The following is a 16,947-nucleotide window of genomic DNA, read 5'->3' on the forward strand; positions in this document are numbered from 1 at the left end:
TGGCGCACACCTCACTAGGCGCGTCGGTATCTCATAGACTATAGCGGATGAGTGTCTTTTCAGTGTTATAGACTCGGTGCCGGGCCTTCGGCTTTTATTTCTTTTTCCAAAGCCGTAAAAACCTCTTCGGCCTCGTTCTCACCGATCATGTTCCGCAATCTGTCTTTCCAGACTGTGGCAGCTTCCGCAAAAGCGGAATTGACCATTTCCCTTATTTCCGAATTGTCGGGAAGCCTTGCCAGGATCTGTTGTTTTTGAGTGGCGGTCTGTACACTCAAGGCTTTGGTGAGGTTCATTTTTGCTCTCTCGTTTTTTTCTGTTTCAATAGTGGCCCTATCGACAATTGGCTTGATAAATTTATACGAAAACCCAAACGCGGCGATCAATGGAAGCCAGTTTAAGATCATACCGATCAAAACTGAGACTGAAAACAGAATTGCTCCGACCGGTTTCGAATTTTCCGGGGACCAATTCCCTGTCAGTAATTGCAGCCAGAAGCGAAGTGCTTCGTTTTCCCAGAAAAATGCGACGAAAATAAAAAAACAAAGTACCGCTATTAAAACTCCGGAGATAAATTTTTGAACATAACGATGCTCGGCCGGCGTGAGCCGGGTGTCTTGCCCGCCATCCTGCGATGATGTGATCGATCGGAACCAACGGCGTAGAACGCCCCGTTCTACAGGGGGTGTTGCACGCCTTTCCCGGACTCTCTCCCGCCATGCCGAAAATCTCGACTGCTTACGAGGACCAGACATCCCGACTCCGAGCTTGGCTGTATCGGGATTTCAGATGATCGCATAGGCCACTAGCGAGTCAAGTTTGACGGTCCGGCTTGGTGCTGCGTGCGGTTTCGCGCCGGGGCGGAGTCAAGATCGGAAGATATTGAAAAAGCTCGCCATATGACGCCGGGGCGACCTTCTCCGGCAGGGAGGGACCGCGGGGCAGGGCGCAGCCCTGTGGGCGCGTCATAAGCGGGCGCGTGCGCCCTTCCATCCTGCCGTCTGGGAGACAAGAAAAAAGGGGCCTTGCGGCCCCTCCTTCCTGTAGTCGGTCAGCGCAGCAACGGCGGCATCCATCCGTGCGCCTCCGCCTCGCGCTCGGCCAAGGCTGCCAATTCGCCCTTCTTCATCTTCGCCCATGACGGGGCAGGGGGCGCATTCCGCATCGCTTCGAGGTCGGCCATGATCGCGGCCTTGCCGATCCGCCCGAAATATCCGGCTGCGGTCGGGCGATACCATTGCGTCATGTCCAGCTTGAGCGTGTCGGATAGGGTTGCGCCCTCCGCCGTCCCGAAGCGGTTCTGGTCGTTCTTGCTCTCGACGGCATCCAGCCCGTGCGCCGTTGCCACGGCCAGCACGTCCAGCAACTGCGTCTGGCGGGCGGTCATGCACCAGTCCCACAAATCCGCCCGATCCCCCGGCAGCAGGTCGCCGATGCGGTCACGCTCCTCGTTCAACGCCATGACGGCAGGGGCCGCGTCATGGTCCTTCATCGCCGTGCGAAGGCTGCGCTTGGTGATCCACGCTTTCAGGATGCCCTTGGGCTGGTTGTAGAAAACGTCCGCCGCCATCGTATGCACGACTAGGGCAAGGGCCGTTTCAGGGCTGCGGGCCAGTTCGATCCGCAACGCCGCCGTGCGCTGCGCCGTCAAATCCTCGACCAGTGAGGCGGGCAGGGCTGCGGGGCCGCTGACAGTATCCGCCTCCTCGTCGTCCCCGGTCGTGCCGTTCCCCTCGTCGGCCTCCGGCTCGATCTCGCCGGGACGGATCAATCCGCGCTCGATCACGGCTTCGCCGCTATAGGACAGACAGACCACGGCTCCGGCAACGGCCTTCGCCTCATGCGACCATGACAGGGCGGAGTCGTCGTCCTCGTCGCTATCCCCTTCTGGAGCAAACTCGGCCTCGGCTTCCTCGAACGCCTGCCTCTCGATCCAGTCGAACGATAGCCGCGCTTCGGTCCATGACCAGCCTTCCGCCTTCACCTCGGCGGCCACGCTTTCCAGCTTCTCCATGGTCATGCGGTCCAGCAGGGCAACGTCCTGCAAAAACCCGCCTCCCTTCGCGTCGAACAGGTCGCGCCGCACCATGCCGCCCGCCGCCTCGTAAGCCTCGATGCCGACGAACCGCGCCCGCCTGTCGCTGCTGGCGACTTCTCCTTCGGTCAAAGCCTGACGGATGGCGCGGGGGTCGTTCCTCTGCCACTCGGCCATGCCGTCCAGCACGGCTTCCTGCCGCTCATGGTCGTCGCTGACGGTGAAAGCCTGCAAGGCTTCAAGCTCGATCTCTCCGTCCCGGTACAGGGCGAAGATGCGGGGGCTGACGCGGGCAAGGACCATCCGCTTCCGCACCGTCGATGCCGCCACCCCGAACCGCGCCGCCACCTCGTCCACGGTCGCGCCGTTCTGGATCAGGCCGCTCCATGCCGTGAACTGGTCGGCGGGGTGCATCGCCACCCGCACGACATTCTCCGCGAGGGACAATTCAGCGGGGTCCGTGTCGTCGTCCCGCATGGTGCAGGCGACCGGATGGGTTTTTGGGATCGTACCGTCCTTCGCCAGCTTCTTCAAAGCCAGCAACCGCCGCTGCCCCGCCACGACGACGAATTTGCCCTTGGGGGCCGAGCAGATGGTCAGGGGATTGATCAGGCCGTGCGCGGCGATAGATGCCGCCAGTTCATCGATGCCGGTCTCTACAGCGGTTTTACGGACGTTTCCGTTCCACTGGGTCAGTTTTACAAGAGATACTTCACGTAATGCATGGTTGGCCATGGTCTTTCTTTCTTGGTTGCTAAAAGGGTTGCGCATGCAACCCTGCTAGGCCAAGCGCCAATGAGCGGGAGGGAAGCCGTCCAGGACCGGCGGCCGGGGAGGGGGATCACCCGGTTTGCAGCCCTTGCGAAAACCGGGGACACCCCGGCCGACGCGCTTGCGTCCAGTCCTTGACGGCGGGAACCGCAGGTTCCGCTTCGATCGCGGATGCGATCACATGACGGCCGGCGCAGCCGGTTCTTAGTGGGGCCGTAAGGCGTGGGGGGGGAGCGGACGACCCATGTCGATCCTGGTAGCGGCGGGCTGGCCTGAAAGGTCAGGGGGCCACTTCCTGCTTCCTGATGGGCGGCCTTAGCCGGGGGGAGCGGACGACGAAGTCATGCCTGGTAGCGGCGGGCTGGCCACAGGCCAGGGGGCTCTTCCTCGTCTCGCGTCAGCGATCGTCACCGTATGGCGGAAACACCTTCTGGTTCCGGGAGGCGAAGCCGAGTAGAGCGCGGCCCGCGCCTGCGCGGGTGACGCCCGGTAAGAATGCCTGCCGTACCTTTGCCACACCCTGCGACTCCGCTGTGCTTAGGTCAGCGCTATGCCACGGTGGAACTTGCAAGGCCGTGCCATAGAATTAAGGTGGGCTTCGAAGCGCTGCGAATGCTGATCCATTTGAAGGCAGAACTCGCAATGAGTGAACAAGAATTTTATCCTCGCAGAGAAGCCTTCCGCGAGATCGATTTTCTTCTAACGCAACTTGCCGAAACCGTCAGAGAAGAACTGAACAAAGCGCAGTTGTTAATGCGCGAACTGTATCTGGAACCTGGCTGGGTTTTCGACACGCAGCGGTTGCTGCAGGCTGATGTACCTGCTGATTTTATAAATATTATTAGATTGATATCTCTTATCGATAGGGTAAAATTTCATCAGACGGCAAATGGCGTAGCTTTCCTGGAAATTACCTATGGAAACATACCCGAATTTGTCGGTTTTTCATCGAAGAATAGCGAAGAAGCAAGGGAACACAGAGTGGACGATAAGGACCAGGACATAGCTGAACTTCAAAAAGAAATATTTGCATTATCAGAGGTTTTTCAGCGCATCGACACCAAGACTGAAACACTGTCGACAATCAACAAGGAAAACGCCGATCGCGCAGTCAAAATCGAACAGCTGCTGAACGAACGTCGGCTGGGCTGATTTAAAATATCGCCTAGAACGGTATTATAATAAGCTCAGATGGGAGTGAGCAGCACCGCCATGCCTCAATCTCCGAAACCAGACTCGTCCATCAGTATTAAGGGAATGATCGATTTTATCCGTGGATTGAGAGAGAAAGCCGAGCAGACCGAAGAGAGAGTGGACCGGACGATCAAGGAAGCCACGGCCACAGCGGAGGCCCAGAAGGAAATATTGGATCGGCTGGGATCGCCAGATAAGCGATAAATTAAGCTAGCTTGCCGCGCCCGCATTTACAATCCGATGAGCATCTTCGATGGCAACCGATCCCGCCGCTATTCGCGCGAGTATGATCAATAACGGCAGTTTCATTATCCTGATGGAGGTGGTATTCGGCGGGGTCCTTCCCTTTCTTCCCTTCAATTATGTAAGTATTCCGCTAACAATTTTCTCGACAATAGCGACATTTTTCATTTTCTCCCTGTTCATGCTCTCCTTCAATGAAATTGAAGCCGCAGGCAGCCGCCCGACTTGGCTGGTCGCGGTATTTTTAGTCGTCAATCTGGTCCTGGTCATTACGCTTTTCGCGCATCTGTACGACTGGAGCGGCATCGTCGGTGATAACTGCACAAACGGTGATTTTTTCGACGCGTGTTATTTTTCCATCATTACCCTGACGACTGTGGGATATGGCGACTGCCACGCGATCGGTCGCGTCGGCAAGACGATTTCGGCGATTGAAGCTTTGTGCGGATTTTTAGTACTGGGCTTATTGTTGTCAGCTATCCAGAATATATTCAGGCCCACATCGCGCTAAAAGCTTGAAGACGGGTCGGACGGCCTGCTCCTCGTCGGTCACGCGTCAGAACAGGCTGCGTGAATTTCGACGTGATTTCAGACGGGCCGGAAGCCTGACAGGACAGTCACCGCGTTCGCGTCACCGGGGGCGGGCGCTGCTCGCCTATGACCCGGCGCCACTGCCGACGCCCGATGGAAAGGCAGGAGGGGCGTCTGTCCATTCAGGCGGTAAGGCTGGGGGCGCTGCCCTCAACGACGCATCAAGGGGGTCGGTCCTCGCCATGCACGCTATCGCTGCGCGTGGCTCCGGTCCCGGCCTGCGGCCGTCCCATGACGCTCTGCCCCCCGCGTTCGCCACGTGGCAGGGGTGCTGACGCACCCGGAATTCAAAGGAAGCAAGACCGATGAGGGAAGGCACCCTGGAGAAGATGCTGCACACGGCGGCCGAACTGCGGGCCTTGCTGGATGGCTCGGATATGACAGAGGCGCAGCGCGCCTTCGTGCAAACCACACTCGCGAACATGGAGACGGCGTTCCACGATCAGGCGGACCAGGTTCGGGCCATCCGGGCGGCCATGCCGCGCCGTGACGATGCCGGCGGCAGGACGACGGTCGCCTATGTCGATCAGCTGCTCGGAAAAAGCAGCAAAGGCCGGCTGCATTAGAATGGCGCTTCGGAGAAGGTATTACTGACCGTCTGGCGGCTCAAGGATCATCGCGGTCTGCGGGTCTTCTGGCGGTAAGGGCAGATCCGCAAGGCCATAGGCTTCCATACCAGCCTCCCTCGCGTAGCTCCGGACATCGGCATCGTCGGAATACATGACCGTCGCGCCTTCGACGGCGCCGATCGCTGCAATCTGTCGATCGAACTTGATCTTGGCCTTGCCGGCGTCGGGGTTGCCGCCCTTGCGTCGTCCCTGCTGCCGGGCCTGAGCGATGCGCACGGCGGCCTCTACGGCGGCCCGCTCGTCGAAGCTGGCCACCCGAAAGCATGCCTGCCGGCTGATCGCGGCCAGATACTCGGGACCGGCCTGGCCCGCATTGACCAGTATCTCGCTCAATGCCGGCGTCGGGATGATGATTTTCACCCCTTCTTCCGAAAGATTTTCGATGAGGTAATCGACACGCTCTTTCGCCCGCGGAGTCGAAGCGTTTGCATTTTCCTCGAATACGAAGATCAGTATAGAAGCATCGAAGACGACCATCAGTGCAGTTCACCCTCATCGTCGCGACGCAGGTTTTCCAGCTCCGCAAGCGGGTCGGCGATGTCTTTCCATTGACTGCCCGTTATCGACCGCAGGGCGTGAACGGTATCGCTGAGGCTATCGGTTTTCAGAACGTCGAAGCGATGCACCCGGAACCGCAGAAGGGTCCACTTGCCGTTGGCTTCGCGCGTCCACCGTCCCGTTCCGTGGATGCGAAGAGGCTCGAACAGGTGCTTACCGAGTTCGCGGGCGATATGCCGGGTCGTGTCGCAGTTCGTGTAGGTCGTATCGCCATTCTGCAGGCGCAGGCTGATGCTCTCGTCCTTGCCGCCTACGGAAATGAGGATGCCGTCCAAATGGCCCTCCTGATTGAACGGGCCATAGCTCTGCGGCTTCTGACGGGTTCGCCCCGGAAACGCCAGCAACGCGACGGCTTCGTCCGGACCGTCGATATAGATACGCCCGACCGCGTTGTCGTTGGCGAGCCGGTCGTCGATCTGGTCGAAGACCTTGGCCATTTCCTTGGTCGGATTGCCCCGGCGAACATCGCTCAAGCGGGCCGTGACCTTTGGTAAATCTTCGTGTTCGATGCGCACCGCGATCTTGGTGCTGCCTTTTTCCAGCCCTGCGAAATGAACAGCATTGTCCTTGCCGAGCAAAGCGGCGAAATCAGCCATATACTCCGCCAGCTTCGCCATCGGAATAGTTTCCGGCGAATAGGCGTCTATATAGAAAATCAGGCGTCTTTCGTCACTCATTTGACCGGTCCTGGACCTTTATCCTTCTGGTTGTGCAAACGGTCCGTCATGGGCTGCCAGCCGATTGCTCAGAAATTTTCACTGGCTTACTCAGATATGGAAACAAAGCCAGAACATAAAGTATGCCAGATCGCATACCTTGTGGCTAGCAATGGCTCATCGCGCATTCGACGGCGTTCCGACTGCACTAGGGCAGGGGATGAAGCTGCACGGACCATCCCGGCGGCGCGCCCTTGCAAAACTCTTGGATAGGCGTCTCGCACAGATGCACGGTGGCGGGCTTCGCCCCGCATTTCTCGCATTTCAGACGGGGTACGATCTCGCCCAGGTGATGGCCCGGCCCGAGGCTGCGGACCATCATCCTGATCGGATGCATGACGCTGCGTCCACAGTCGCACCGCACGTCCAGCCAACACCCCTCAAGCTCGTTCAAACGGGCTTTTAGCGCCAGGGGGGCGCTATAGGTGGGCGGATCATCAGCCATGGGGCCGCTCGTCGCCCAGATGCCGGGCCAGGCGCTCATAGGCTGCCGACAAGGCTTGTCGTCGCTCGGCAGGGTGCTGGATCGCCAGGGCGGCCTTATAGGCGGTCGCGGCGGGCAATCGCCCTGCCAGGTCGGTCAGATAGTCGAGGGCTTCCAGTACGTCTCTGTCGTGCCGGAAATCACGGTCCTCGGTCTGCTCGATGGCGGCGGACAGGATCGCCAGGGCGTCCCGCTTGCCGTTGCCGTCCGCGCCGTCATGCGCCCATATCCCGAAATGCGTCACATCCCGGTAAATCTTGCTGTAGTCCATCGATGTTGCCCCCATGAATTGGAACAATACTAGAACACATTTCGGGAAATGTTATTGCGTATAGCTGATTTTAATCTTCTCGATATACAGTCCAGATATGGCAAAAGGCCCGCGCTTTACACCTCGACCGGCCAAACCCGCGAAACCGACAACGGCCGCCGAGGGCGCACCGCACGTCCGCGCTTTCATGGTCAAGCTGTTCGACCGGCAGGACGGCGCGGCGGCTCACTGGCCTCTCATTGCGGAAACGCTGCTCAAGGAAGCCTTCGCCGCTCTCGACCAAGCGGCCGCTGATCCCAGAACGGCCGCGCTCGCCCTCTCGATCACGCGGCGCGTCCATAGCGGGGCTTATGACAGGATCACGGCGGCCCCGGCCGATGCCTTCAAGGATGCACCAGCCCCGGCAAGGTCGGCCCCCTCGGTCGATTACGAAGGGCCGCAATACCATCCGGTTGATAGGCCCGACGCGCCGCTCGCTCGGTAAGTCGATGGCCTAGTGGCTCGTGTGCCGGGTCCATTGCTCCACCAGCTTCATAACCTCGCAGAACGTCATGTCCAGGCGGTGCCATTGTAACACCCTGACCGCCGCCTCCTGCGCCCAAGCCTGCGGCACGGGCTGGGCGCTCATGTTGCGATAGGCACGCTCGACCGCTTCATGGCACATGTCAGAGGCTCCCCATCGGCAAGGCATGCCAACCGACCAGCCCATGTAGAGGCCGACGCAGATAATCAGGGCGGCGGACGAATAGGGGGCGCCCTCCACCTTCGATCTGGTGCCCTCGAAGCGCGAGGCGGGCCGCTACCCAAATACGAGAGTTAGGATCTGGCCCCCCAGCATAAATCATACGGATCATTCGGATTACAATCCCATAGCGAAGAAACGGAACGGTCATTTGGGATGTTGGCTTTCACAAAATCATGAATAGCCACCAAAGAACCGAGACTAGTGCGATATGCAATATTCTTATTTTCCAAATGAACAGACAGTTTTATCCTCTTCTCCGTTGATAACTGCTTGAACGCCGGGCCATGACCGGCCGCGCTTATTGATTTCAACAAATGCGCTGTTGCTTCGGGGTGAAGCAACGCGGTTCTCCTGGTAGAGCGTTTTGACTTTGAGCTCTCAGCATGATGGCCTGCTTCGGAAGTCTTTTTGCTTTTCTCCGTCATTGATTTTGCTCCTACGGTTGCAAGATCTGAGCTCTGACCTGGAACAATCTGAGCAGTAGCGCCTGATTGACGATTGCCAAAGCGCCTTCTTCACCTTGAGTTCGTACAGGCGCGGAAGCAAGTGCGCCGAGCGAAGACACACCCAAGTCGCGGAGAATGCCTCCACGAAGGGCGGCCAGCGTCGCGCCTGAAGGAACATAGAGACCTAATGTCAGTTTATGGAGGTCTTTACGGATTGACTGCGCTGTGAACGAGGCGTCCGCAACATGTAAGCCACGACCGATAGGGGTAAAGGTGACTTTCGGCGCCACAGAAACATCAATTGTCGTTGTGAATTGAAGCTGCTCGGCCATCTGGGATGGCCCTTTCGGGCCCGATGGATCATCTCCGACCTTACCTGATAGATTATCGAATAAGGCCATCACCGTAAATTCGTGAACAACTTCATCAATACCAATTTTGCCAGCGATCGGATATATCATGTCTTTACGTTCGACCTGATATCCAAATCTGCAATAATCTGGATCAACACTGTTAACGAGCGTGCCGAAAGTATCTGTTATGGTAAAAATTCGTGTATTTTGTCTTTCTAAATCAAGCTTTGCGCCAAACCCAAATGACCTATTAGATCTCGGAAAGACATTTATTAAATTTAGCGACCCGTCATTATTATTAGTCTCAGTCATTTCAAGATTATAGTTATATGCAATACCCGTTCTCCATATTAGATCGACGACTTTTTGTGCTGCCCCTGTCAGCATCGCAGGCTTAAATTTCTTGATTGCACTAGGGTCAGTCTTCCGGGCTTCGCTATATAAATTTCCCAGATCTCTGGAGCGTTCATCGACACGATGCGCGCCGGCGTTGCGCGGATCGGTTAAGTATCCAAGCACCGAGTCGATCACAGCTTCTCGGGTCTCACAACGGATTTGACGGGCGATCTGACGACTAGTTACACCCGAAAAATCCTCCGGGAGGGGGTGTATTGCGCATCCTCCCACGTACAAACCCATGACGGCGCCTGTTAACTTGGCGGCATAAGCAGAGAAATTCCGCAGCTTTCCCAGATACTGCTGTATCATTCCGCCGCCCCTAAAAAATTTATCGTTAGATGAAACTAAGGCGGTCTTCGCCGCGCCATTGGCACGACGATGCCACGCGGACGCTGCGATGTCTGTTGCATTTTTGCGCCTACATTGATTACAAAACTCGCTCTCCGCAATTCCGGAAAGGCACTTCGATGAGTCGTCTTGTCAGACCTGATTTTAATACCAGCTCGCTGTTCACGTTACGCCCTGGTCCTGTTAACGTGTTGACAAATACTCCTGCGGCTTCAGGAACACCGGGAGCGCCCACGACTAATCAACAGGAAAACGTAGCGGTCGACAATTACACAACGAGAATTGTTAAATACATTCCGACCGAAGTTATTTCTTTCAACCTTGCCGCGGACAAGTCAGTTCAAGCGCTTCAGTCGTCTACCGGTGATAGCATTTTCGTAACGGCAAGCAAGAGCGCCCCTGGTTTGCTAACCGGAGCAGTATTTCTTGTTTGTCTCTTCGGCCTGCCTTTTTATTACAAAGCAGCTGCTGATCGTGGCCAGCCAATCGGGATAAATGTCACCATATCTATGGCAGCGTTTATCCTGTGGAGCTATGCCACTGATGGCTCTATGTGGAACAGTTTTGGTTTGAAACTGTTCGATCCCTCCATCGCAAGTCTATCCATACTAATATTCACATTTATCGTAGGATTTGTAGTACCAGGAAAATAATGATCATTGTGTTACAAAGCCTCAACCAGAAGTTTCTTTAATCGTCGATGGTGTGTAAAAACGCGTAAGCGATAGAAAGATCTTTCCGAGAACAACCTAGGCAGCCCTTAGCAAACAATCCGACAGCGTCCTCCAGCGGGGCTGTATGTCTGCCGCCTAGAGGATGATCTTACACCTTTGGGATGCGCTCTCGTTTTCACACAGTGCGCACCCCTAGCAGCCGATCAGCAGGGTTCGGTTTGGGTATGCCTCAATAGAACCAAGCCGGGAATGGTCTTATATAATCAGCTTGACCATTCAAATCGAACCGGTATCATGAGACCTATCCTAATCGAACCGATTAGCAGGTTTCATGTTCGTCCGCGCCTATCTGCGCGCCTCCACCTCCGAGCAGGACGCGACCCGGGCGCGGGCGCAGCTCGACGCCTTCGCGACGGAGCGGGGTCTGAATATCGCCGCGACCTATGTCGAGAACGAGAGCGGAGCGACGCTGTCGCGGCCGGAGCTGTTCCGCCTGCTGAAAGATTGCCGTGCTGGCGACGTGCTGCTGATCGAACAGGTCGATCGCCTGTCCCGACTTACCTCGGACGACTGGACGAAGCTGCGGGCGGAGATCGACGCCAAGCGGGTGCGCATCGTGGCGCTCGACCTGCCCACCTCCTGGAGCCTGGCGACGCCGGCCGATGAGTTCACGGGGCGGGTCTTCCAGGCCATTAACGGCATGCTGCTCGACGTCCTCGCGGCGGTCGCCCGCAAGGACTACGACGATAGGCGCCGCCGTCAGGCGCAGGGCCAGGCCCGCGCCAAGGCGGCAGGCCTCTACCGGGGCCGCCAGGAGGATACGAAGCGGAACGAGGGGATAGCGGCCATGCTGAAGGCTGGTTCGCCCTGGAGTCAGATCCAGGCTGCTACCGGCTGCAGCCGGTCGACTCTCGCCCGGATCGCCAAGCGAGCGAAGACCGCCTCAATGCAGGATGCGGGCTTCTGATGCCGATCCGTCGCGAACATCGCTACTTCTACCCGATCGACTGGAAGCAGCTCTCGGCCGTCATCCGTTTCGTACGGGCGCGCGGCCGGTGCGAAGGTTGCGGCCGCCCACACCTGCAGGACGTGCAGCACCTGGGCGACGGCAGGTGGTGGGACGTCGAGGTAATGCGCTGGCGGGATGGTCAAGGGCGGCTCGTACGGCGCATCCTGCCCGCCCCCGAACGGATGACGGAGGACGAAGTAAGGATGACGCGAGTGGTGCTGGCGACGGCGCATCGAAACCACGACACGACCGACAATACGGACGCCAATCTCGCGGCCCTGTGCCAGCGGTGCCACATGCTGCACGATCGACTAGAACATCAGCGGCGCAGGTACATCACCTTGCGTGCGCGGAAGGCCATCGGCGACCTGTTCAATGGGATTTATTCTCGCATCTGAAGTCTGCAGCACCGCAACGTGATCATCGTATATTGCAGGCCCAAATTCTAATCACATATCATGTTTGAAGCCTACGCTTCGTCACCCTAGACAAGGAACTCAGAGATGAAACAGCCAGGACTCGACGGTCGTCACCGCGATAAAAACCCGCCTAAGGCTGGCGAAATCCAGCAGAAGCGCGGCGATACCCAAAACCGCAACTTGGACCGGCCGATCCAGCAGTTTCCGTCAAACACCCGCCTGGATACGATGCGCGAGCGTACCGGCAAGGTCGGCGTGGAAGCTGTCCGCCGGGAAGCCGCGAAGCGGGACAAGTAGCTCGCCGCGTGCCTGGCTCGATCCAGATCGAGTGTTCCCCGTGCCGATGGTTCGCTGCTGGGACCAGAACCCATAGCCGTCACATGAGCGGCTATGGGTCAGTGCCAGCTCAGAAGTCCACCGAGTCGCTCGGATGGGCGACGCGCTCTTTCAGGGCGTCGGACATCGGGAAATTCAGGTTTTCGTTGTGGGGCGGGATCGGGCTCTCGAACCACTTGGCGTAGAGCTTGGTGAAGGCGCCGGAGGCCATCATCCCCTTAAGGACGCCATCCATGAGCGCTTTTAATTCCGTGTCCTCCCGCTGCATCATCAGGCCATAGGGCACCAGAGCGTAGGTTTCCGGCAGGAAGGCATACGCGGCCGGATCGGGTGTACGCGCCCGTAGGCTGGCAAGCAAGATATCATCCTCCATGAAGGCGGCGGCGCGGCCGCTCTGAAGCGTCAGCATGGACTCGCCATGATCCTTGCCTTGGATGATGTTGAAGCTGCCGCCCTTGTTCTTGATGTCGAAGGCGAAGCCGGTGGCGTTCGAGCCCTGGGTGACGACCACGGTCTTGCCGTTGAGGCCCTTCACGTCGTGGATGTCGGAGGAAACCTTAGTCAGCCACCGGGCCGAGGACACGAAGGTCGCCACCGTGAAGGAGACTTGCTTTAGGCGGGCCGGGCTGCTCGACGTCGCGCCGCACTCCATGTCGATCGTGCCGTTCTGGATGAGCGGGATGCGGTTGGAGGAGTCGACCGGCTGTAATTTAACGTCCAGCTTGTCCAGCTTGAGGTCAGCCTTGATCTTGTCGACGATCTGGGAACATAGGTCGAGGGAGAAGCCGATCGGCTTCTGGCTGGCGTCGAGATAGGAAAACGGGATCGACGCCTCGCGGTAGCCGAGCGTCACCGTGCCGGTCCGCTTGATCTTGGCCAGTGTCGGGCTATCGGCGGCAGCCGCCGTGGCGGCGAAGCCGAGCGCAACGGCCCAGGATATTCTTACAAGCGTCTGCCCCAGAAACATCGGTTGCTCCTCTCGATGAAAACGGTCCCCATGCGGGTCGCGTGAAACGGAGGCCGGCCAAGTCGGCCGGCATCAGTGCTGGGCGGGCTAGCCGAGCTTGGACAGCACGGCGGTGCGGGGCTGTGTGGAGGGCACGTTGCGGGCGCGAATGGCTTCAATGAGCCGGTCGATGTCCGCCGGGGTGTTGAACATGCCGAGCGATACGCGAATGCCGTCACGCTCAGGCGACACGCGGATGCCGTTCTGGGTGAAGTAATCCAGCCATTCGGCCGCCGGCAGCGCAATGACGTAGATGTGCGGCGAGCGGTGCTGCCGGTCGCGCGGACCGACCAGGCCGACATCGAGCTGGTCGAGGCGCTCGATGAGGTGGTCGCCGAGATCGAAGCAGTGGCTCTGGATGTTGTCGATGCCTACCTCGTTGATGAAGTCGATGGCGGCACCGAGGGCCTGGATCGCCGGCAAGTTGTAGTTGCCAAGCTCGAACCGCCCGGCCGTCGCCGGCAGGGCCATGTTGTCCGCCCGGGCGATGAAGTCCGCCGGGGGCTCGGCAAGGCTGGCGGCGGCCAGATAGGCCGGCTCCATCTCGATCTTGGTCGAGTCCCAGTAGAGCAGACCGAGCCCTTGCGGCACCAGCAGGCCCTTGTGCGTACCCGAGCCGATAAAGGTCGCCTTCATCGCCTTGGCGTCGATCGGGGTCACGCCGATGCCCTGCATGACGTCTACCACGAAGTAGAGCCCGTGCTGTTCGCAGAGTTCGCCCACGCTCTCGACGTCGAAGCGGTGGCCAGCATGGAAGGTGACATGCGACATGGAAATGGCGCGAGTCTGGGCGTCGATGTAAGGCCGGAAGCTGTCTGCGTTCACCACCTCGGTCATGGGGATAAACACGACCTCGACGCCCTTCTTCTTTAAATTGAGGAAGGCATAGGCGTTATTAGGATGGTCGCCATGGATCATCAGCACCTTGTCGCCGGCTTTGAGGGGCAGCGCATTGGCGGCGATGTTCATGCTCTCGGAGGTGTTCTTGGTGAAGGCGATCTCGTGCGGCTGTGCGCCGATGAGGGCCGCCACCTTGGCCCGGGTCTCTTCCAGGCGGTTGAGCCAGACCTGCTTGGGGCCGGCCGTCTCGAACCCTTCGTGGAGAAACAGCTCGTAGGCCGCCTTCACGGAGCGGGATAGCGGCGTCTGGAAGCCGCTGTCGAGGTAGACGATGTGCTCGGCGGCCGGGAATGCCTGGCGGATGGCGGCGACGTCGTAGGTCTGGGTCATGATCGCTCCGGTGACGCGGACGTGCCGGAGCATCGTGCCGGACGTATCCGGCAGCCTCACCGACCCGTCTCGGCTTCCCGCTGACGCAAATTGCGCTGAACTATCGGCTCCTGCCCAGAAGTTCGGCACGGCAGTTCGTTGCCGCAAAAATACACTGTGCCCAGGCAGCGTCGAGCCTGAACATCACGTAACAGTACTTTTTATTCCGAAAATCGATAAATACTTATTCGTCGCGATCCTGCATGATGGTGTCGGACAACAGCCGGGCGGCCTCCTGCAGGGGATCGATAAAGGCATCAAGGCCGGCGAAATCGACGCGGGCCGAAGGCACGGAAACCCCAAGGCAGGCGATCAGGTCGCCGTCCGGCGACACGATGGGAACGGCGCAGCCGACGACGCCGAGGACGTATTCCTGATTGGTCTTGGCCCACCCGCGGCAGCGGATGATGTCGAGCTGGACCAGCAGGGTTTCTGGGTCGGCGATCGTGGTGGGGGTGTATCGCACCAGAGGCAGGGAATGGGCGAGGCGATGCCGCACCTTGGCGGGCAGCCGGCTCATGTAGATTTTGCCCGTGGACGTGCAGTGAAGGGGTGCGGCGGCGCCTGGGTTGAACTGCAACCCCTGTGGCTGCTTCGACTGGACGCTATCGACATAGGCCACGGCGTTGTCGCGCACGATGCCGATCTCGCATTGCTCGCCGATCCGATCGGCCACGGCGCTCAACACGGCGTTTCGGCGCACGGTGCGGAAGGCCGCCCCGATGGTCTTGGCCGAAAGCGTCACCAGGGCGCTGCCAACGACATACCTTTTCGTGCCAAGCGCCTTCTGCACGAGGCCCCGGCCTTCGAGGTTGCCGATCAGGCGATGCGCGGTGGGCAGGGGCAAGGCGAGCGCGGCGGCGATCTCGGCGACCGACAGCGCCTTCTTCTGCTCGGCCACGAAGGTCAGGATGGCAAGTGCCCGGTCCAGTGGCCCGTCCTGGGACCTGGCAAGCTCGTCGGCCACTGATCAATCCTCGGCGCGAATGGGGTTCGCCTATGTCCTACCGGGGCGGCTCTGCAAAGGTCCAAGGGTGGTCACGCCTATGGATCAGCGGCATCGCTCGGATCGATGCGGTCAGAGTGGGCGCATCGACGACTGGTACGAAAATCAAGATATGTGAACGGAGACCGTACGAGGCGTTTCTCCCCCCAGTGCCGGTAGGCTGCAAAGAACGCCCTTCGCGACGCTAGAAGAAGCCAGCCGCGCTAGGATGCGAGCGCAGCGGCTCTGGGCGATACGCCTTTACCTCGCCCATTTGTGGAACGGCATCGGCAGCGAGCCGTGTCAAAACCGTCGAATGAAGGTCCCCCTCGACCGTTCGAGCCTTTTCTGACCACGTCAGCTTATCATTGGACAGCCGGCGCAAGAGAGCTGGCTGTAAATCGAGAAGCGCTTGTCGCTCATCGTGTTGCAACCCGAGCGGATCGATCGATGTCACGAGGAGTTCGGGACGGATTTGCACGGCAGGGATCGCAGCACGCAGCTCGTCAACCATCCACTGCAACGCAATGTCGGAAAGACGTGACTCCTCTTCGGAGTAGCTGCCCCCTATATCGGAGTGATTGCCGGCGAACCATACCTGCACCAGCCAGTCGACGTGTCCGCGATCCTTGTTCCATTCGTAGTCGGCGTTTCTGCCCCACCCGACGCGGGGAAAATTAGTACGTGCTTCATCGATCGCCTGGGCATGGCGTAGGAAGCGCACTTCCTTATCGACGTACTGATCGTAGTTCTTGCCGGTCCATCGAGCGAAATGAACCCGCGGCCTCAGCGACCAAGCCTTGCGCCAGTGGTGTAGAGAGGGCCGTTCAACCGGGTCGGGGAAAAAGTATTTAAACTGCCCATAGAGTAGGGTCCCCGCCCAGTAAGCCGCCGCGATTGGAACGAGCGTGACGAGCGAAGCCAGCCACCACGGCGCGAGCCACCAAGCGAGAGCCGTAGCCAACAGCAGTGCGCTCGCCGCTACGAATGCAATCAGGCTCACCCAGCGGTTGCCAAGTGCCGCCACGGTGTCGAAAACACCGATGAACGTCGGCTGCACATTGCCCTGAGCTTCGCCGTCCACGCCCATGCCTTCCGAGGTATATTTCTGGCGGTACCTTCGAGCCTTCTCTTCCCGCTCGGACTCGTACTGTCCGCGAGGATGGCCCGCACCGTGATTGTAGACGTACCGAACGCCATCCGCCGCTATCTTGCGTAGGCGGGGACCGTAACGGGGGACGGCCCCGCCGTGGCCGTCTGTCCCCGGCACACCGCAGAGGTTCATGACATTGGCGAGCGCTCGCACCGTATAGGCACCACGGCTGAACCCGAACAGGCAGACCTGATCGCCAGGCTGGTAATTCGCGATCACCGCAGCGTAGCAATCGATCACGTTGTCATCGATGCCGGTGCCAATTCCTGAAGCGAGTAGGTTCCTCAACCGTCGGAAAGTGAAGCCGTTGGTC

Annotated in this window: 20 protein-coding genes; 8 read left to right on the forward strand and 12 right to left on the reverse strand. The window is 59.0% G+C overall.

Going from position 1 to position 16,947, the window contains the following annotated elements:
• Positions 1-65: 65 nt before the first annotated feature.
• Positions 66-755, reverse strand: coding sequence for a hypothetical protein (locus tag MKK67_RS00470; RefSeq protein ID WP_243960793.1), 690 nt, complete (start codon positions 753-755; stop codon positions 66-68).
• A gap of 296 nt (positions 756-1,051) precedes the next feature.
• A complete protein-coding gene (locus tag MKK67_RS00475; protein ID WP_243960795.1) occupies positions 1,052-2,806 on the reverse strand; it encodes a ParB/RepB/Spo0J family partition protein in 1,755 nt (584 codons plus the stop codon).
• Between the two features lie 495 nt (positions 2,807-3,301).
• Here MKK67_RS00475 and MKK67_RS00480 point away from each other — a divergent pair, with 495 nt between their 5' ends.
• The 3 genes from MKK67_RS00480 (at position 3,302) to MKK67_RS00490 (ending at position 5,400) form a co-directional block, all read left to right on the forward strand.
• Complete coding sequence (locus MKK67_RS00480) at positions 3,302-3,958, forward strand: hypothetical protein (protein ID WP_243960797.1); 657 nt, start codon at positions 3,302-3,304, stop codon at positions 3,956-3,958.
• Positions 3,959-4,253: 295 nt separating this feature from the next.
• The gene (locus MKK67_RS00485) at positions 4,254-4,754 is read left to right on the forward strand and encodes a potassium channel family protein (protein WP_243960798.1); all 501 of its coding nucleotides are present in this window, start codon (positions 4,254-4,256) and stop codon (positions 4,752-4,754) included.
• Between the two features lie 385 nt (positions 4,755-5,139).
• Positions 5,140-5,400 (forward strand): hypothetical protein, encoded by a 261-nt coding sequence (locus MKK67_RS00490; protein WP_243960800.1) that lies wholly within the window; start codon positions 5,140-5,142, stop codon positions 5,398-5,400.
• 21 nt (positions 5,401-5,421) lie between these two features.
• Here the strand turns inward: MKK67_RS00490 and MKK67_RS00495 are convergent, their stop codons facing one another.
• The 3 genes from MKK67_RS00495 to MKK67_RS00505 all read right to left on the reverse strand — a co-directional run bounded on the left by MKK67_RS00495 (position 5,422) and on the right by MKK67_RS00505 (position 7,492).
• Positions 5,422-5,940, reverse strand: coding sequence for a type II toxin-antitoxin system VapC family toxin (locus MKK67_RS00495; RefSeq protein ID WP_243960802.1), 519 nt, complete (start codon positions 5,938-5,940; stop codon positions 5,422-5,424).
• Positions 5,940-6,698, reverse strand: coding sequence for a hypothetical protein (locus MKK67_RS00500; RefSeq protein ID WP_243960804.1), 759 nt, complete (start codon positions 6,696-6,698; stop codon positions 5,940-5,942). The genes MKK67_RS00495 and MKK67_RS00500 overlap by 1 nt, the downstream gene beginning before the upstream one ends.
• A gap of 476 nt (positions 6,699-7,174) precedes the next feature.
• Complete coding sequence (locus MKK67_RS00505) at positions 7,175-7,492, reverse strand: hypothetical protein (RefSeq protein WP_243960812.1); 318 nt, start codon at positions 7,490-7,492, stop codon at positions 7,175-7,177.
• A 187-nt stretch (positions 7,493-7,679) separates the two neighbouring features.
• Here MKK67_RS00505 and MKK67_RS00510 point away from each other — a divergent pair, with 187 nt between their 5' ends.
• On the forward strand, positions 7,680-7,976 hold the full coding sequence (locus MKK67_RS00510; RefSeq protein WP_243960814.1) for a hypothetical protein: 297 nt from the start codon (positions 7,680-7,682) through the stop codon (positions 7,974-7,976).
• A gap of 9 nt (positions 7,977-7,985) precedes the next feature.
• Here MKK67_RS00510 and MKK67_RS00515 read toward each other — a convergent pair whose 3' ends face one another.
• The 3 genes from MKK67_RS00515 to MKK67_RS00525 are packed head-to-tail and all read right to left on the reverse strand — an operon-like array spanning position 7,986 to position 9,744.
• Positions 7,986-8,255, reverse strand: a complete 270-nt coding sequence (locus tag MKK67_RS00515; RefSeq protein WP_243960816.1) for a hypothetical protein — start codon at positions 8,253-8,255, stop codon at positions 7,986-7,988.
• Positions 8,256-8,308: 53 nt separating this feature from the next.
• Entirely contained in the window at positions 8,309-8,662 is a 354-nt protein-coding gene (locus MKK67_RS00520) for a hypothetical protein (RefSeq protein ID WP_243960818.1), read from the reverse strand.
• Positions 8,663-8,673: 11 nt separating this feature from the next.
• On the reverse strand, positions 8,674-9,744 hold the full coding sequence (locus MKK67_RS00525; protein ID WP_243960820.1) for a hypothetical protein: 1,071 nt from the start codon (positions 9,742-9,744) through the stop codon (positions 8,674-8,676).
• A 158-nt stretch (positions 9,745-9,902) separates the two neighbouring features.
• Between MKK67_RS00525 and MKK67_RS00530 the strand changes: the two genes are divergently transcribed.
• From MKK67_RS00530 to MKK67_RS00545, 4 genes are all read left to right on the forward strand, one after another.
• On the forward strand, positions 9,903-10,436 hold the full coding sequence (locus MKK67_RS00530) for a hypothetical protein (RefSeq protein WP_243960822.1): 534 nt from the start codon (positions 9,903-9,905) through the stop codon (positions 10,434-10,436).
• Positions 10,437-10,788: 352 nt separating this feature from the next.
• The gene (locus MKK67_RS00535; protein WP_243960824.1) at positions 10,789-11,424 is read left to right on the forward strand and encodes a recombinase family protein; all 636 of its coding nucleotides are present in this window, start codon (positions 10,789-10,791) and stop codon (positions 11,422-11,424) included.
• Entirely contained in the window at positions 11,424-11,864 is a 441-nt protein-coding gene (locus MKK67_RS00540) for a hypothetical protein (protein ID WP_243960827.1), read from the forward strand. Before MKK67_RS00535 ends, MKK67_RS00540 begins: the two co-directional genes overlap by 1 nt.
• 105 nt (positions 11,865-11,969) lie before the next feature.
• The gene (locus MKK67_RS00545) at positions 11,970-12,182 is read left to right on the forward strand and encodes a hypothetical protein (protein WP_243960829.1); all 213 of its coding nucleotides are present in this window, start codon (positions 11,970-11,972) and stop codon (positions 12,180-12,182) included.
• A gap of 109 nt (positions 12,183-12,291) precedes the next feature.
• Here the strand turns inward: MKK67_RS00545 and MKK67_RS00550 are convergent, their stop codons facing one another.
• The 4 genes from MKK67_RS00550 to MKK67_RS00565 form a co-directional block, all read right to left on the reverse strand.
• A complete protein-coding gene (locus MKK67_RS00550) occupies positions 12,292-13,188 on the reverse strand; it encodes an amino acid ABC transporter substrate-binding protein (protein ID WP_243960831.1) in 897 nt (298 codons plus the stop codon).
• 87 nt (positions 13,189-13,275) lie between these two features.
• Entirely contained in the window at positions 13,276-14,457 is a 1,182-nt protein-coding gene (locus tag MKK67_RS00555; RefSeq protein ID WP_243960837.1) for an aminotransferase class V-fold PLP-dependent enzyme, read from the reverse strand.
• 223 nt (positions 14,458-14,680) lie between these two features.
• Entirely contained in the window at positions 14,681-15,463 is a 783-nt protein-coding gene (locus MKK67_RS00560; RefSeq protein ID WP_243960833.1) for an IclR family transcriptional regulator, read from the reverse strand.
• 223 nt (positions 15,464-15,686) lie between these two features.
• On the reverse strand, positions 15,687-16,947 hold a 1,261-nt coding region (locus MKK67_RS00565; protein WP_243960835.1), incomplete at its 5' end, for a T6SS phospholipase effector Tle1-like catalytic domain-containing protein.

It is taken from the genome of Methylobacterium sp. J-072, from assembly GCF_022829425.1.
Lineage (GTDB): Bacteria > Pseudomonadota > Alphaproteobacteria > Rhizobiales > Beijerinckiaceae > Methylobacterium.

Excerpts from the sequence above, each read along its gene's own strand:
- MKK67_RS00495 (WP_243960802.1), bottom strand. The coding sequence starts at position 5,940 with ATGGTCGTCTTCGATGCTTCTATACTGATCTTCGTATTCGAGGAAAAT.
- MKK67_RS00475 (WP_243960795.1), bottom strand. The coding sequence starts at position 2,806 with ATGCGCAACCCTTTTAGCAACCAAGAAAGAAAGACCATGGCCAACCAT.
- MKK67_RS00480 (WP_243960797.1), top strand. The coding sequence starts at position 3,302 with ATGCCTGCCGTACCTTTGCCACACCCTGCGACTCCGCTGTGCTTAGGT.
- MKK67_RS00485 (WP_243960798.1), top strand. The coding sequence starts at position 4,254 with ATGGCAACCGATCCCGCCGCTATTCGCGCGAGTATGATCAATAACGGC.
- MKK67_RS00505 (WP_243960812.1), bottom strand. The coding sequence starts at position 7,492 with ATGGACTACAGCAAGATTTACCGGGATGTGACGCATTTCGGGATATGG.
- MKK67_RS00545 (WP_243960829.1), top strand. The coding sequence starts at position 11,970 with ATGAAACAGCCAGGACTCGACGGTCGTCACCGCGATAAAAACCCGCCT.
- MKK67_RS00540 (WP_243960827.1), top strand. The coding sequence starts at position 11,424 with ATGCCGATCCGTCGCGAACATCGCTACTTCTACCCGATCGACTGGAAG.
- MKK67_RS00510 (WP_243960814.1), top strand. The coding sequence starts at position 7,680 with ATGGTCAAGCTGTTCGACCGGCAGGACGGCGCGGCGGCTCACTGGCCT.
- MKK67_RS00470 (WP_243960793.1), bottom strand. The coding sequence starts at position 755 with ATGTCTGGTCCTCGTAAGCAGTCGAGATTTTCGGCATGGCGGGAGAGA.
- MKK67_RS00530 (WP_243960822.1), top strand. The coding sequence starts at position 9,903 with ATGAGTCGTCTTGTCAGACCTGATTTTAATACCAGCTCGCTGTTCACG.
- MKK67_RS00555 (WP_243960837.1), bottom strand. The coding sequence starts at position 14,457 with ATGACCCAGACCTACGACGTCGCCGCCATCCGCCAGGCATTCCCGGCC.
- MKK67_RS00525 (WP_243960820.1), bottom strand. The coding sequence starts at position 9,744 with ATGATACAGCAGTATCTGGGAAAGCTGCGGAATTTCTCTGCTTATGCC.
- MKK67_RS00535 (WP_243960824.1), top strand. The coding sequence starts at position 10,789 with ATGTTCGTCCGCGCCTATCTGCGCGCCTCCACCTCCGAGCAGGACGCG.
- MKK67_RS00550 (WP_243960831.1), bottom strand. The coding sequence starts at position 13,188 with ATGTTTCTGGGGCAGACGCTTGTAAGAATATCCTGGGCCGTTGCGCTC.
- MKK67_RS00520 (WP_243960818.1), bottom strand. The coding sequence starts at position 8,662 with ATGACGGAGAAAAGCAAAAAGACTTCCGAAGCAGGCCATCATGCTGAG.
- MKK67_RS00490 (WP_243960800.1), top strand. The coding sequence starts at position 5,140 with ATGAGGGAAGGCACCCTGGAGAAGATGCTGCACACGGCGGCCGAACTG.
- MKK67_RS00500 (WP_243960804.1), bottom strand. The coding sequence starts at position 6,698 with ATGAGTGACGAAAGACGCCTGATTTTCTATATAGACGCCTATTCGCCG.